The 14,443-nt window shown below is 72.4% G+C and carries 13 protein-coding genes; all 13 read left to right on the top strand.

What is annotated here, in order from left to right:
• Positions 1–49: 49 nt before the first annotated feature.
• Entirely contained in the window at positions 50–793 is a 744-nt protein-coding gene (locus ACEPPI_RS29490) for a tyrosine-protein phosphatase (protein ID WP_373918320.1), read from the top strand.
• Positions 794–1,234: 441 nt separating this feature from the next.
• Entirely contained in the window at positions 1,235–3,301 is a 2,067-nt protein-coding gene (gene fusA / locus ACEPPI_RS29485; protein ID WP_373918319.1) for an elongation factor G, read from the top strand.
• A 154-nt stretch (positions 3,302–3,455) separates the two neighbouring features.
• Positions 3,456–4,901 carry an MFS transporter gene (locus ACEPPI_RS29480; protein WP_373918318.1) on the top strand — a complete coding sequence of 482 codons (1,446 nt, stop codon included), beginning with the start codon at positions 3,456–3,458 and terminating at the stop codon, positions 4,899–4,901.
• 116 nt (positions 4,902–5,017) lie between these two features.
• Positions 5,018–6,226: a PLP-dependent aspartate aminotransferase family protein gene (locus ACEPPI_RS29475; RefSeq protein ID WP_373918317.1), complete on the top strand. Its 1,209-nt coding sequence runs from the start codon at positions 5,018–5,020 to the stop codon at positions 6,224–6,226.
• A gap of 63 nt (positions 6,227–6,289) precedes the next feature.
• Positions 6,290–6,805: a MaoC family dehydratase gene (locus tag ACEPPI_RS29470; RefSeq protein ID WP_373918316.1), complete on the top strand. Its 516-nt coding sequence runs from the start codon at positions 6,290–6,292 to the stop codon at positions 6,803–6,805.
• A 40-nt stretch (positions 6,806–6,845) separates the two neighbouring features.
• On the top strand, positions 6,846–7,685 hold the full coding sequence (locus tag ACEPPI_RS29465; RefSeq protein ID WP_373918315.1) for a class I SAM-dependent methyltransferase: 840 nt from the start codon (positions 6,846–6,848) through the stop codon (positions 7,683–7,685).
• Positions 7,682–8,728 (top strand): class I SAM-dependent methyltransferase, encoded by a 1,047-nt coding sequence (locus tag ACEPPI_RS29460; RefSeq protein WP_373918314.1) that lies wholly within the window; start codon positions 7,682–7,684, stop codon positions 8,726–8,728. The genes ACEPPI_RS29465 and ACEPPI_RS29460 overlap by 4 nt, the downstream gene beginning before the upstream one ends.
• A 53-nt stretch (positions 8,729–8,781) precedes the next feature.
• A complete protein-coding gene (locus tag ACEPPI_RS29455) occupies positions 8,782–9,675 on the top strand; it encodes a diiron oxygenase (RefSeq protein ID WP_373918313.1) in 894 nt (297 codons plus the stop codon).
• 34 nt (positions 9,676–9,709) lie between these two features.
• A complete protein-coding gene (locus ACEPPI_RS29450) occupies positions 9,710–10,570 on the top strand; it encodes a hypothetical protein (protein WP_373918312.1) in 861 nt (286 codons plus the stop codon).
• Between the two features lies 1 nt (position 10,571).
• Positions 10,572–11,369 (top strand): holo-ACP synthase, encoded by a 798-nt coding sequence (acpS, locus tag ACEPPI_RS29445; RefSeq protein WP_373918311.1) that lies wholly within the window; start codon positions 10,572–10,574, stop codon positions 11,367–11,369.
• Complete coding sequence (gene metK / locus ACEPPI_RS29440; protein ID WP_373918309.1) at positions 11,366–12,589, top strand: methionine adenosyltransferase; 1,224 nt, start codon at positions 11,366–11,368, stop codon at positions 12,587–12,589. The genes acpS and metK overlap by 4 nt, the downstream gene beginning before the upstream one ends.
• Before the next feature lies 1 nt (position 12,590).
• A complete protein-coding gene (locus ACEPPI_RS29435) occupies positions 12,591–13,574 on the top strand; it encodes a carbohydrate kinase family protein (RefSeq protein ID WP_373918308.1) in 984 nt (327 codons plus the stop codon).
• On the top strand, positions 13,571–14,443 hold an 873-nt coding region (locus tag ACEPPI_RS29430; RefSeq protein WP_373918307.1), incomplete at its 3' end, for a homocysteine S-methyltransferase family protein. The genes ACEPPI_RS29435 and ACEPPI_RS29430, both read left to right, overlap by 4 nt.

The following is a 14,443-nucleotide window of genomic DNA, read 5'->3' as shown; positions in this document are numbered from 1 at the left end:
GTCCGGCATTCTGGGTCCACAACTGCCCCACCCCACACCGGAGTCACTCATGCCGCCCACCGCCCCCGGCCCCCGCCACCTCCCCTTCGACCGCCTGCACAACTTCCGCGACCTCGGCGGCTACCGCACCGCCGACGGCCGCAGCCTCGCCTGGGGCGCCCTCTACCGGGCCGACTCCCTCGGCAAGCTCGACGGCGCCGACTGGGACCGCTTCCTCGGCCTCGGCATCCGTACCGTCATCGACCTGCGCTACCCGTGGGAGATCGAGGCCAAGGGCCGGATACCGCAGCCCGAGAGGTTCACGTACGCCAACCTCAGCATCGAGCACCGGCCCTACGACCAGGCCGAGATCGACCCCGCCCTCGACCCCTGGCGCTACCTCGCCGACCGCTTCGCGCAAGTGGCCGAGGACGGGGTCGAGGAGATCCGGCGGACCATCGAGCTGATCGCCACCGGCCCCGGGCCCACCGTCTTCCACTGCACCTCCGGCAAGGACCGCACCGGCCTGATCGCCGCGCTCGTCCTGACCCTCCTGGACGTCCCCGAGGAGGAGGTCCTGGCCGACTTCGCCCTCACCGAGCTGGCCACCGAACGCCTCACCGCGGACTGGCACGCCGCCAACCCGGGCCGCACCATGCGCTGGCCCGCGTACGGGCGCGCCCCGGAGACGGTCATGTCCCTGGTCCTCGCCGACCTCACCGGCCGCTACGGCTCCCCGCTCGCCTACCTGACCGGCCCCGTCGGCATCACCCCGGACACCGTCTCCCGCCTGCGGGAACGCCTCCTGACGTGACGTCGGCCCACTCCGGGTGCGGCCGGGCGGCGGGGTCCCGCGCGGAAATCCGCGTGCCCCGCCCCCGCCACCGCCCCTAGACTCGCCCCACGCGCCGCCGACAGGGCGCCGCGTCAGCCTTGCCGAGTGAAGAGAAGGGGAACCGGGCCATGCGCACACACCGCACCGCCGTCTGTGTTCCCCCGTCCCGGTACGACGTGATCCTGGTGTCCCGCAGCGCGCGGTAACGGCTGCGCGGCCGTCACCGTACGCCCCTGACGCGTCCTGGGTCCCCGTTTCCCGCCCCGCCCCGCATTGCCCCGCCCCGCACTGCCCCGCGCCCTTCCGGGCCGCCGGCCGCGACCCGGGCCGGTGCGCGGACCCGCGGACCGGTGGACCTCCGCGCCGGGCAATCGCGCCGCCCTCGCACGATCTCTTCACGCATCCGAAAGGCCACGGGCCATGCGCACCGTCCGTTCCCACACCCCCACCGCCACCGTCAGCACCCCCGGCACCCTCGACGCCGTCCGCAACCTGGGGATCCTCGCCCACGTCGACGCGGGCAAGACGACCCTCACCGAGCGGATCCTGTTCGCGACCGGCGCCATCCACAAGCGGGGCGAGGTCCACGAGGGCACGACCGTCACCGACTTCGACGCCCAGGAGCGCGACCGGGGCATCACCATCTTCGCCGCGGCCGTCAGCTGCGCCTGGGGCGGACACCGCGTCAACCTGATCGACACCCCCGGCCACGTCGACTTCGCCGACGAGGTCGAGCGCTCCCTGCGGGTGCTCGACGGGGCGGTCGCGGTGTTCGACGCAGTCGCGGGCGTCGAACCGCAGAGCGAGTCCGTGTGGCGGCAGGCCGACCGGCACGGCGTCCCGCGGATCGCGTTCGTCAACAAGCTGGACCGGGCGGGCGCCGACCTCGATACGGCCGTCGCCTCGATCCGCGACCGGCTGGGGGTCGTCCCCCTGGTCGTCCAGCTGCCCGTCGGGCGCGAGGACGCCTTCACGGGCGTCGTCGACCTGCTGCGCATGCGTGCGCTGCTCTGGCGTCCGGGCGACACCGCGTACGCGGTCGAGCCGGTCCCGGAGCCGTTGCGCGAGGAGGCCGTCCGGCGCCGCCGGATCCTGGAGGAGACGGTCGCGGAACTCCATCCGGAGGCCCTGGAGGAGTTCTGTGCGGCCTCGGCGCTGACCGAGGGGACCCTGGCGCGGGCCCTGCGCGAGCTGACTCTCGCGCGGGAGGCCGTGGTGGTGCTGTGCGGTTCGGCGTACCGCAACCGCGGGATCGAGCCGCTGCTGGACGCCGTACGGGACTACCTGCCGGCGCCGTCCGACATGCCACCGGTGCGCGGCACGGCACCGGACGGCACCGAGGTGGAGCGCGCCTGCGACCCGGCGGCGCCGTTCGCCGCGCTCGCCTTCAAGGTGACGGCGACCGCGACCGGACGCCTCACCTACGTGCGCGTCTACGCGGGCACCCTCCGCAAGGGCGACCCGGTGCGCGATCCGGCGTCGGGCCGCACGGAACGCGTCGGCCGGATCCTGCGGGTGCAGGCCGACCGGCACGAGGAACGGGAGGAGGCGACCGCCGGTGACATCGTCGCCGTGATCGGGCTCAAGACCGCGGGCGCGGGCACGACCCTGTGCGCGCCCGGGGCGCCGCTGCTGCTGGAACCGCCCTCGGTGGCGGAACCGGTGGTGTCGGTGGCGGTCGAGGCGCGCCGCGGCACCGACACCGGCCGGCTCTCGTCCGCGCTGGCGCGGCTCGTCGAGGAGGATCCCTCGCTGGTCGTGCGCACGGACACGGAGACCGGTCAGACGGTGCTGTCGGGGATGGGCGAACTCCATCTGGAGGTCGCGGTGGAGAAGATCCGCCGGGACCGGGGGGTGGAGGTGGAGGTCGGCCGTCCGCAGGTCTCGTACCGGGAGACGGTGGTGGGCGGGGTGACCGGTTTCGTCTACCGGCACGTCAAACAGGACGGTGGCGCGGGCCAGTTCGCGCACGTCGTCATCGACGTCGAGCCGTGGGAGGAGGCGGGCTTCGAGTTCCGTTCGACGGTCGTCGGCGGCCGGGTCCCCCAGGAGTACGCGCGCGCCGTGGAGGCGGGCTGCCGTGACGCCCTGGCCGAGGGGCCGCTCGGCGGGCATCCGGTGACGGGGCTGCGGGTGGTCCTCACGGACGGGGCGACCCACTCCAAGGACTCCTCGGAGATGGCGTTCCGGGCGGCGGGCCGCTTCGCCCTGCGCGAGGCCCTGCGCGCGAGCACGCTCGAACTGCTGGAACCCGTCGTGGAGGTCACGGTGACCCTGCCGGACGACGCCGTCGGGGGAGTGCTGGGTGACCTCGCGGCCCGCCGCGGCCGGGTCTCGGGCTCCACGACCGGGGCGGGCACCGCGGTGATCACGGCGACGGTGCCGCTGGCCGAGCTCTTCGGCTACGCCTCGCGCCTGCGCGGGCGCACCCAGGGCCGCGGCACGTTCACCACCCGCCCCGCCGGCCTGGCCCCGGCCCCCCGCTGACCCCTGCTCCCAGGACCCCCGCCGGCCGCGCCGGCGGGGGTCCGCGGGCTGTCCGGGGCCGCCCGGAACTCTCTCTTACATACCCCCCATGGGTATGCTACGTTGCTACGCGAAGGTACCCCCCAGGGGTATATGGCAGAGGAGGGTCAGGGCAATGTCAACCGTCAATCCCCGGCGCTGGTGGGCACTTGGCGTGCTTGCCACCGCGCAGTTCATGGTGATCATGGACACGTCCATCATCGGAGTCGCGCTCCCCGAGATGCAGAAGGACCTCGGCTTCTCGCAGGGCGAGCTCCAGTGGGTCTTCAACGCCTATGTGATCGTCTTCGGCGGGTTACTCCTGCTCGGCGGCCGGCTCTCCGACCTGTTCGGCGCCCGCAGGGTCTTCGCCGCCGGATGGGTCACCATGGTCGCCGGATCGGTGCTGGCCGCCGCCGCGCAGAGCGCGGCCGTCGAGATCGCCGGCCGGGCCGTGCAGGGCGTCGGCGGTGCGCTGATCGCGCCGTCCGCCATGACCCTGCTGATGATGCTCTTCGGGCACAACCCGAAGGAACTCGGCAAGGCGATGGCCCTCTACGGCGCCGCCGCGCCCGCCGGCGGTACCGCGGGCGTGTTCCTCGGCGGCGTGTTCACCGAGTGGATGAGCTGGCCCTGGGTCTTCATCATCTACGTGCCGATCGGCCTCGCGACCCTCGCCGCCACCAAGCTGCTGCCCGCCGTCCAGGCCCGCCGCGGTTCCGTGGACGTCCTCGGTGCCGTTGCCGTCACCGCGGGGCTCGCGCTCGCCGTCTTCGCCGTCGTCCGGGCGCCCGAGGTCGGCTGGGGCGCGACCGCCACCGTGCTCGAACTGATCGGCGCCGTCGTCCTGCTCGCCCTGTTCTTCGTGATCCAGAAGACCGTCCGCGAGCCCCTCATGCCGCTCGGCGTGTGGCGCATCCCGCGGCTCGGCTCCGCCAACCTGGCGATGACGCTGCTGGGCGCCGCCTGGATCCCGATGTGGTACTTCCTCAACCTCTACCTCCAGCAGGTCCTGAACTACGGCGCCTTCGCCTCCGGCGCGGCGCTGCTCCCCATGACCATCCTGCTGATGATCTTCATGACGGCGATCACCGCGCGCCTCATGGGCCGCTTCGGCGCCAAGCCGCTGATCGCGGGCGGCCTGCTGGTCCTCGCCGCCGGCCTGGTCTGGCTCTCCGCGGTCGAGCCGACCGGCACCTTCCTCGTCGACGTCCTGCCGGCCTCGCTCGTCGCCGCGCTCGGCATGGCGCTCGCCTACATCCCGGCGATGATGGCCGCGATGTCCGGCGCTCCGCAGGAGCAGGCCGGCCTGGCCTCCGGCATCGTCAACACCACCTACAACGTGGGCTCCGCCCTCGGCCTCGCCGCCCTGACCGCCCTCGCCACCACCCAGGGCGCCGGTGAGCTGGGCGACCTGCCCGCCCTCACCGACGGCTTCAGCGCCGCGTTCCTCGGCGCCGCCGTCATCGCGGCCGCCGGTGCGGTGATCACGTTCCTCGTGATGAAGAGCGACAAGTCCGCCGCTGCCGCCGCCCCGGCCGCCGACGCCCCGGCGCCGCGCGGCGAGACGGCAGGGGTGTGACGCGCGGGGTCGCCCCGGTTATCGCCTGGGGTCGCCCGACGACCTTCCCGGACGTCGGGCGACCCCTTTTCCGTACCCGGACCCGCAGGACGAACGACAACGACAGGGAGAACCCGATGAGGGACATCCGCGACATCCGTGACATCCGCACCCGGGCCGTGCACGTGGTCCATGAGCCGCCCGCCACCACGAGCCGCCCGCTGTCCGTGCCGCTCGTGCAGTCGTCCGCCTTCGCCTTCGACTCCGCCGACGAACTGGCCGCCGCCATGGCCGGCCCCGACGGCCCGTACGTCTACGGCCGTCGCGGCAATCCGACCGTACGCGCCCTGGAGCGGACCCTCGCCGACCTGGAGGGCGGGGCCTCCGCCATCGCCTTCGCCTCCGGCATGGGCGCCATCAGCGGCGTACTGCTCGCCCTGCTGCGCCCCGGCGACCGGGTGATCGCGCAGCGGTGCCTCTACGGGGGGACGTACGCGGCACTGACCGACCTCGCCGAGCGCCACGGGATCGAGGTCGCCCACATCGGCGGCGACGACGTGGGCGAGTTCGAGGCGCTCGCCGGGCCGCGCACCCGGCTGCTCCTCCTGGAGACCATCGCCAACCCCACCGGCCAGGTGCCGGACCTGCCCGGACTGCTGGCGGCGGCCCGGCGCCGCGGCGTGATCGGCGCCGTGGACAACTCGCTGGCCTCGCCCGTCCTGTGCCGCCCCGTCGAGCTCGGCGCCGACATCGTGCTGCACTCCACCACCAAGTACCTCGCCGGGCACTCCGACGTACTGGGCGGCGCGGCCGTCTTCGCCGACGACGCCCTGCGCCGCGAGGTGTGGCCGCGCACGGTCGAACTCGGCGCCAGCGCGGACCCGTTCGCCGCCTGGCTGACGCTGCGCGGCATCGCCACGCTGCCCCTGCGCATGCGCGAGCACTGCGCCAACGCGGGTCTGCTCGCCGAGCGGCTGGCCCGCCATCCGGCCGTGACGGCCGTCCACTGGCCGTGGCTGGGAACGCATCCCTCCCGCGCCCTCGCCCGCACGGTGCTCTCCGGTGGCGGCGGGCTGCTCTCCTTCGAACTGGAAGGTGGCCGGGAGGCCGGCCGGGCCTTCGTCGAGGGCGTCCGGGTGGCGCGGCTCGCGCTGTCCCTGGGCGGGGTGGAGACCCTTGTGACACATCCGGCCTCGACCTCCCACCGGGAGCTGGACGAGGGGGCGTTGGCGCGGGCGGGCATCGGTGCGGGGCTCGTGCGGATGTCGGTGGGCATCGAGGACCCCGAGGACCTGTGGCGGGACATAGAACAGGCACTGCGGTCTTCTTTTGGGTTGACAAAATAATCGATAGATTCGTAGATTGGTTCACGCCAGAGAAACACTCCTCTACGTCAAGGGGGGCGCGTGATGCGCTACTTCGAGGACTTCCGGACCGGTGACGTCCACGAGCTGGGCACCGTCACCGTCACGGCGGAGGAGGTGCTGGACTTCGGCAGGCGCTTCGACCCGCAGCCCTTCCACACGGACCCGGACCTCGCCGCGCAGTCGCCGTTCGGCGGCCTGATCGCCAGCGGATGGCACAGCGCCTCGATGTTCATGCGGCGCTACGTCGACGGACTGCTCGCCTACAGCGCCTGTACCGGCTCCCCGGGCGTCGACGAGATCCGCTACCTGCGGCCGGTGCGCCCCGGGGACGTCCTCACGGCACGCGTCGAGGTCCTCGGCTCCCGCCCCTCGCCGTTCAACCCGTCCACGGGCGTCGTCCAGCCCAAGTGCACGCTGGTGGACGGCGACGGGAACGTCGTCTTCAGCATGATCCTGCACAGCATCTTCAAGCGGCGGCCCGCCGAGTCCGACGCCGCGCACCCCGCGTCGACGTGCGCCGCCCAGGACCCCGTCGTCCGCGTCCGCAGCCTGGCCTGAACCACCCCCCCTTGTCCACCGAAGTGAAGGGAGACCTCCCGTGGAGGCCGTATCCCGCACCGCCCAGTGGACCGCCGCAGCGCGGGCCCTGGAGACCGACCGCGAGGACCGGCTGTTCGCCGATCCGTACGCGCGCACCGTCGCCGACACCATCGGCTTCGAACTGCTGGAGCGTTACGCGGGCGCCGGAACCGTACCGTTCCTCGCCATCCGCACCACCTACCTCGACCGGGCCGTCGTCCGCGCCGTCGAGGACCACGGCATCCGCCAGATCGTGTTCCTCGCCGCCGGCATGGACACCCGCTTCTACCGGCTCACCTGGCCCGACGGCGTCACCGTCTACGAACTCGACCGCCCCGCCCTCCTGGAGGCCAAGGCGGACATGCTCGCCGGGGAACCGGCCCCGGCCGGACGCACCCGCGTCACCGTCCCCGTGGACCTCACCGAGGACTGGACCGGCCCGCTCCAGGACGCCGGCTGGCGCCGCGACGAGCCGGTCCTGTGGGTCGTCGAGGGCCTCCTCTTCTTCCTTCCCGAACAGGCCGTACGCCACCTGATCACGACCCTCGCCGGACACTCCGCGCCCGGATCCGTCCTGCTCGGCGACGTCATCAGCAGGTCCGCGCTGGAGAACCCGCTGTCCCGGCCCTTCCTGAACTGCCTCAAGGAGGACGGGAACCCGTGGCTGTTCGGCACGGAGACCCCCGAGGAGCTCCTCGCCGAATGCGGCTGGGACGTACGGGAGGTCCGCCAGCCGGGGGAGGCGGGCGCCGACTTCGGCCGCTGGCCGTACCCCGTCCCCGCGCGCGCCGTCCCGCGCGTGCCCCGTTCCTTCCTGTTCACCTGTGACCTCCCGACCGCAGAGGTGAGAGCGGCATGACCGGCACCCACGACTTCCACCAGCGCGTCATCGGCGACGCCGGCGCCGCCGTCCGCGGCCTCACCGTCGCCCTCGGCGAACGCCTCGGCCTCTACCGGGCCCTCGCCGAGACCGGCCCGCTCACTCCGGCCGCCCTCGCCGCGCGCGCCGGGATCCACCCCCGCTACGCCGAGGAGTGGCTGCACGCCCAGCTGAGCGCCGGGTACGTCGAGCGCGACCCGGAGACGGACGCGTACGCACTGCCCGCCGACCACGTCCCCGTGCTCGCCGACCCGGACGCCGTCACCTACGCCGCCGGGTTCTTCACCGCCCTCAAGGCGCTCTACGGCACCGAGGACCTGCTCGTCGACGCCTACCGCAGCGGCGACGGTGTGGGCTGGGCGGAGCACGACCCGGCCCTGGACACCGGCATGGGCAGCTTCTTCCAGCCCACCTACGAGCACCGGCTCGTCCCCGACTGGCTGCCCGCCCTCACCGGGGTCACCGGCAAGCTCGCCGCCGGCGGCACCGTCGCCGACGTGGGCTGCGGCGTCGGCCACACCACCCTGCTGATCGCCAAGGCCTTCCCGCAGGCGACCGTCCACGGCTTCGACTACTCCGAAGAGGCCATCTCCCTCGCCCGCCAGCTCGCCGAGGAGGCCGGACTCTCCGACCGCGTCGTCTTCGACGTCGCCGCCGCCGACGACTACCCCGGCTCCGGCTACGACCTGGTCACCTTCTTCAACGCCCTCCACGACATGGGCGACCCGGTCGCCGCCGCCCGCCACGTCCACAAGTCCCTGGACGCGGACGGCACCTGGATGCTCGTCGAGTCGAACGTGTCGCCCGCCGACATCGACACCCAGACCCCGGCCGCCCGCATGTTCATGGCGCTGTCCGCGGTGATGTGCCTGCCCGTGGCCGTCGCCCAGCGCGGCCCCCACGCCCTCGGCAACCACTCCGGCGAGCAGGCCTTCCGCGGCATCGCCGAAGAGGCCGGGTTCACCCGCTGGCGCCGGGCGACGGAGACCCCCGTCAACGCGGTCTACGAGGTCAGGCCGTAAGGGACCGCGCCCCCGCGCGCCCGCCGCCCCACCACACACCGAGGAGAGTCACCATGGGCGTCAGCGCCCCCCTGCCGGTCACCGACCGGTTCCTGGAGGTCCTGGAGCGGCTGAGCTCCCGCTCCATCGAGGAGTACTACAACCCCTACCAGCAGTTCCAGTGGCCCGAGAAGCTCGAAGAGGGCCGGATGTGGATGACCCCCGAGCTGCTCACCGTCTACGGAACCCCGTTCTACGACGAGCTCGGCGAGGAGACCATCCAGCGCCTCTCCAAGTGGGAGAGCATCAACTTCTACAGCCTCAACGTGCACGGCATCCGCGAACTGCTCATCGAGGTGGTCGGCCGGATCCACATGCCCGGCTTCGAGGTGCCGTCCGACTTCTTCCACCACTTCATCGGTGAGGAGAACGAGCACATGTGGTTCTTCGCCGAGTTCTGCCGCCGCTACGGCGACAAGATCTACGGCTCCACGGCCCTGCGCGCCGACTCCGCCTGGGAGCCGGAGGTGGAGAACTTCCTCGTCTTCGCCCGCATCCTGTTCTTCGAGGAACTCGTCGACCACTACAACACCCGGATGGCGCGCGACGAATCGCTGTGCCACACCATCCGCGAGGTCAACCGGATCCACCACCAGGACGAGTCCCGGCACATCGCCTTCGGCCGCGAGCTGGTCTCCCTGCTCTTCACCCGGATGCGCGAGGCGGTCCCCGCCGCCCGCCTCGCCGAGGTCGAGGCCTACCTCAAGCGGTACGTGGTCTACAGCGTCAACTCCCTCTACAACCCGCACGTCTACCGCGACGCCGGCATCGCCGACCCGATCGCCCTGCGCAACGCGCTGGTCGCCGACGAACGCCGCCGCCCCTTCGAGCGCAAGACCATCCGCAAGCCCGTCGGCTTCTTCCTGAAGACCGGGATCTTCACGGACGACACCCTGCCCGTCGTCTGAGAGGGCCGACCCGCCGTCCGAGAGGTGACCCCCCATGACCATCACGACCACCGCGAACCCCGGTGACACGAAGGGCCTGCCGTCCCTCGGCCCCGAAGGAACCGCCCTGCTGAGGCTGCTCGACGACACCTTCGAGCACTGGGGCGTGCGCGCGGGCGCCCGTCCGATGACCATGCCCCCGCTGCTTCCCGCCGCCGACCTGGCCCGGCTCGACTACTACGACAACTTTCCCCACCAGGCAGTCGTAGCGGCCCCGCTGAACCTGGACGTCCGCGCGAGCAGCGAGTTCTGTACCGACACCGGCTGCTTCCCCTGCGACGCGCTGGAGCCCGCGGCCCTCGGACTCCCCTCGGCGTCCTGCTACGCCGTCTACATCGACCACCAGGGCCGACCGGCCGAAGACGACGAACTCGTCACCGTGGTCGGCTGGTGCTTCCGCAAGGAGGAGCGCTACGAAGGCCTGCGCCGCCAGCTCGGCTTCCGGATGCGGGAGATCGTCGCCATCGGCACCCGGGACCACGCCGAGGCGCACCTGGCCTCCTTCACCGCGCGGATCAACTCCTTCGCCGAGGCCCTCGACCTGCCGCTGCGCCGCGAGGCAGCCTGCGACCCGTTCTTCGACAAGGGCAGCTCCAAGGCCGTCCTGCAACGCCTGACCCCGGTCAAGCACGAGTTCCTGTACGAGGACCTCGCGATCGCCTCCGTCAACACCCACCGCAACTTCTTCGGCGACCGGTGCGACATCCCCCTCGCCTCCGGCGCGGGGCCGGCGTTCACCAGCTGCGTCGCCTTCGGCCTGGAGCGCTGGCTGTCCGCGCTCACCCGACGCCACGGCAGCTGGGGCGCGGCGACCGCCGCGGTCCTGAAGGCGAACGCGGCCGGGCCGGCGATCTGACGTGCAGACCCGACCCGTCGCCCCGCCGGAGGGCGGCCCGGGCTGGGCGAACCTCGGCATGGACATCGTGTCCGTCACCCGTGTCCGCCGGCTCCTCACCCTCTACGGCGAGGACTTCTTCCGGCGCATGCTCACCCCCGGCGAACTCGCCGACTGCCGCACCTCCGCCAGGCTCGACGTCCTGGGCCTGTGCGGGCGGATCGCCGCCAAGGAGGCGGCGTTCAAGACCCTCCGCGTCCGGGCCGTGTTCCTGCCCTGGCTGGACATCGTCGTGCGCCGCTCCGAGGGCGGCTGGCCGCTCGTGGAACTCCGCGGCCCGACGGCGGCGATGGCCACCGAGTCCGGCATCGCCGCGGTCACCGTGACCATCAGCCACGACGTGGACTACGCGGTCGCGGTCGCCACCCCGGTGCTGGACCCCGGCCCGCAGCAAGCACCCGCACTCCCCGCTCGGCCCGTTCCACCCGCACACCCCGCTCCGGCCGTCGCCCACGACGGCGCAACCGCGGACGGCACCCCCACCACACCCCGCACCCCAAGGAGAGACACCATGTCCGACGGTCTGCAGTTCATGAAGAACTGGCTCCTCGCCCGCCACGAGGAGCTCGACGACATCGCTCCCGACCTGGACCTCATCGAGAACCGGCTCATCGACTCTCTGTCCTTCGTCGAGTTCGTCTTCCTGCTGGAACAGCACAGCGGACGGTCCATCCAGATGGAGACCCTGGAGGTCGACGAGATCCGCACCTTCGCCGCCATCGAGGCCCACTTCTTCACGGCCGAGGCGGTGCAGGCATGAGCAAGCGGCTGTTCACCTCCGAGTCCGTCACCGAAGGACATCCCGACAAGATCGCCGACCGGATCAGCGACACCGTCCTCGACGCGCTGCTGCGCGAGGACCCCGCCTCCCGCGTGGCCGTCGAGACGCTCATCACCACCGGCCAGGTCCACATCGCCGGCGAGGTCACGACGACGGCGTACGCGCCGATCGCCGAACTCGTCCGCGGGGCCATCCTCGACATCGGCTACGACTCCTCCAAGAAGGGCTTCGACGGCGCCTCCTGCGGTGTGTCGGTGTCCATCGGCGGGCAGTCGTCCGACATCGCGCAGGGCGTGGACACGGCGTACGAGAGCCGGGTCGAGGCTGCCGCCGCAGGTGAGGAGGGTGACGAGCTCGACCGGCAGGGCGCCGGCGACCAGGGCCTGATGTTCGGCTATGCCTGCGACGAGACGCCCGAGCTGATGCCGCTGCCCATCCACCTCGCGCACCGCCTCTCGCGCCGCCTGACCCAGGTCCGCAAGGAGGGCACCGTCCCCTACCTGCGGCCCGACGGAAAGACGCAGGTCACCATCGAGTACGACCGCGACCAGCCCGTCCGCCTCGACACCGTCGTCGTCTCCTCGCAGCACGCCGCCGACATCGACCTGGACTCGCTGCTCGCCCCGGACATCCGCGAGTTCGTCGTGGAGCCGGTGCTGGCGCAGCTCGTCGAGGACGGCATCAAGCTGGACACCGAGGGCTACCGGCTGCTGGTGAACCCGACCGGGCGCTTCGAGATCGGCGGCCCGATGGGCGACGCCGGCCTCACCGGCCGCAAGATCATCATCGACACCTACGGAGGCATGGCCCGCCACGGCGGCGGCGCCTTCTCCGGCAAGGACCCGTCGAAGGTCGACCGCAGCGCCGCGTACGCGATGCGCTGGGTCGCCAAGAACGTCGTTGCCGCAGGCCTCGCCGCACGCTGCGAGGTCCAGGTCGCCTACGCGATCGGCAAGGCCGAGCCCGTCGGCCTCTTCGTCGAGACCTTCGGCACCGGCACCCTCTCCGACGAACGCATCCAGGAAGCCGTGACGAGCGTCTTCGACCTGCGCCCCGCCGCGATCATCCGCGACCTCGACCTCCTGCGCCCGATCTACGCCCAGACCGCCGCCTACGGGCACTTCGGCCGCGAGCTGCCGGACTTCACCTGGGAGCGCACCGACCGCGTCCACGCGCTGCGCAAGGCCGCCGGGGTCTGACATGCGCATCGCTGTCACGGGATCCATCGCGACCGATCACCTGTTGACCTTCCCCGGCCGGTTCGCCGAACAGCTGCTGGCGGACCGGCTGGACCGGGTCTCCCTGTCGTTCCTCGCCGACGGACTGGAAGTGCGGCGGGGCGGCGTGGCGGCGAACATCGCGTTCGGCCTGGGCGTACTGGGACTGCACCCCCTGCTGGTGGGCGCCGTGGGCGCGGACTTCGAACCGTACCGGGTGTGGCTGAAGGACCACGGCGTGGACACCGGCTCCGTCCGCGTGAGCGACACCCGCCACACCGCCCGGTTCGTCTGCACCACGGACGCCGACCAGAACCAGATCGCCACCTTCTACGCGGGCGCCATGGCCGAGGCCCGTGAGATCGACCTCCGGGAGGTCGTCGCCCGCGGCGGCCGCCCCGACCTGGTGCTGATCTCACCGGACGACCCCGAGGCCATGCTCCGCCACACCCACACCTGCCGCGCCCTGGGCGTCCCCTTCGCCTCCGACCCCTCGCAGCAGCTGGCCCGGCTGACCCGGGAGGAGGTGCGGGACCTCATCGACGGCGCGCACCGGCTGTTCACCAACGAGTACGAGTCCGCCCTGCTGTGCGAGCGCTCCGGCCTCACCGAGGACGAGGTCCTGAGCCGGGTCGGCTCCTGGATCACCACCCACGGCGAAGCCGGCGTACGGATCCGCGCCGAGGACCGCGAGCCGCTGACCGTGCCCGCCGTGCCGGTACCGGAGGTCGTCGACCCCACCGGCGTCGGCGACGCGTTCCGGGCGGGCTTCCTCGCCGGTACGGCGTGGGGCGTCCCCGAGCGGTACGCGGCCCAGCTGGGCTGCGCCGTCGCCGCGACCGTACTCGGCCACACCGGCACCCAGGAGTACCACCTCTCCCGGGAATCCCTGCTCGCCGCACTGCGGTCCGCGTACGGCCCGGCGAGCGCGACGGAACTGGCCGCGCACCTGAGGAGGCTGCGATGAGACGCTCACTGCGCGCGGAGCTCGCGACCCGCGTGGTCGTCGCGGACGGGGCCATGGGCACGATGCTGCAGGCCGCCGACCCCACGTTGGACGACTTCCTGGGGCTGGAGGGCTGCAACGAGATCCTCAACCTCACGCGCCCCGACATCGTCCGGTCCGTGCACGACGAGTACTTCGCGGTGGGCGTGGACTGCGTCGAGACCAACACCTTCGGCACGAACCTGGCGGCCCTCGCCGAATACGGCGTCGAGGAGCAGGTCTACGAGCTCTCCGAGGCCGGCGCCCGGATCGCCCGCGAGTCGGCGGACGCCTTCACGGCGCGGGACGGCCGGCCCCGCTGGGTGCTGGGTTCCATGGGCCCCGGCACCAAGCTGCCCACCCTCGGCCACGTGGGGTACGAGCCCCTGCGCGAGGCCTACCAGCAGAGCGCGGAAGGCCTGATCCGCGGCGGCGCGGACGCCCTCCTGGTGGAGACCGCCCAGGACCTGCTCCAGACCAAGGCGGCCGTCATCGGTGCCCGCCGCGCCCTGGACTGGTGCGGCGCGGGGGACCTGCCCCTGATCGTGCAGGTGACGGTGGAAGCGACCGGCACGATGCTGCTGGGTTCGGAGATCGGTGCGGCGCTGACGGCCCTGGAGCCGCTCGGCATCGACATGATCGGCCTGAACTGCGCGACCGGCCCCGCGGAGATGAGCGAGCACCTGCGCTACCTGGCGCGCAACGCGCGCATCCCCCTGTCCTGCATGCCGAACGCGGGTCTGCCCGTCCTCGGCAAGAACGGCGCGCACTACCCGCTGTCCGCCCCCGAGCTCGCCGACGCCCAGGAGACCTTCGTCCGCGAGTACGGGCTCTCGCTGGTGGGCGGCTGC

It is taken from the genome of Streptomyces sp. AB3(2024) (genome assembly GCF_041862025.1).
Taxonomy (GTDB): Bacteria; Actinomycetota; Actinomycetes; order Streptomycetales; family Streptomycetaceae; genus Streptomyces.
The sequence above is the reverse complement of the archived record's forward strand: the minus strand, read 5'-3'. Positions and strand labels throughout refer to the sequence as shown.

What these genes read in the sequence shown, in the direction of transcription:
- ACEPPI_RS29490 (WP_373918320.1), top strand. Translation starts at nt 50, where the DNA reads ATGCCGCCCACCGCCCCCGGCCCCCGCCACCTCCCCTTCGACCGCCTG.
- fusA (WP_373918319.1), top strand. Translation starts at nt 1,235, where the DNA reads ATGCGCACCGTCCGTTCCCACACCCCCACCGCCACCGTCAGCACCCCC.
- ACEPPI_RS29480 (WP_373918318.1), top strand. Translation starts at nt 3,456, where the DNA reads ATGTCAACCGTCAATCCCCGGCGCTGGTGGGCACTTGGCGTGCTTGCC.
- ACEPPI_RS29475 (WP_373918317.1), top strand. Translation starts at nt 5,018, where the DNA reads ATGAGGGACATCCGCGACATCCGTGACATCCGCACCCGGGCCGTGCAC.
- ACEPPI_RS29470 (WP_373918316.1), top strand. Translation starts at nt 6,290, where the DNA reads ATGCGCTACTTCGAGGACTTCCGGACCGGTGACGTCCACGAGCTGGGC.
- ACEPPI_RS29460 (WP_373918314.1), top strand. Translation starts at nt 7,682, where the DNA reads ATGACCGGCACCCACGACTTCCACCAGCGCGTCATCGGCGACGCCGGC.
- ACEPPI_RS29455 (WP_373918313.1), top strand. Translation starts at nt 8,782, where the DNA reads ATGGGCGTCAGCGCCCCCCTGCCGGTCACCGACCGGTTCCTGGAGGTC.
- ACEPPI_RS29450 (WP_373918312.1), top strand. Translation starts at nt 9,710, where the DNA reads ATGACCATCACGACCACCGCGAACCCCGGTGACACGAAGGGCCTGCCG.
- metK (WP_373918309.1), top strand. Translation starts at nt 11,366, where the DNA reads ATGAGCAAGCGGCTGTTCACCTCCGAGTCCGTCACCGAAGGACATCCC.
- ACEPPI_RS29435 (WP_373918308.1), top strand. Translation starts at nt 12,591, where the DNA reads ATGCGCATCGCTGTCACGGGATCCATCGCGACCGATCACCTGTTGACC.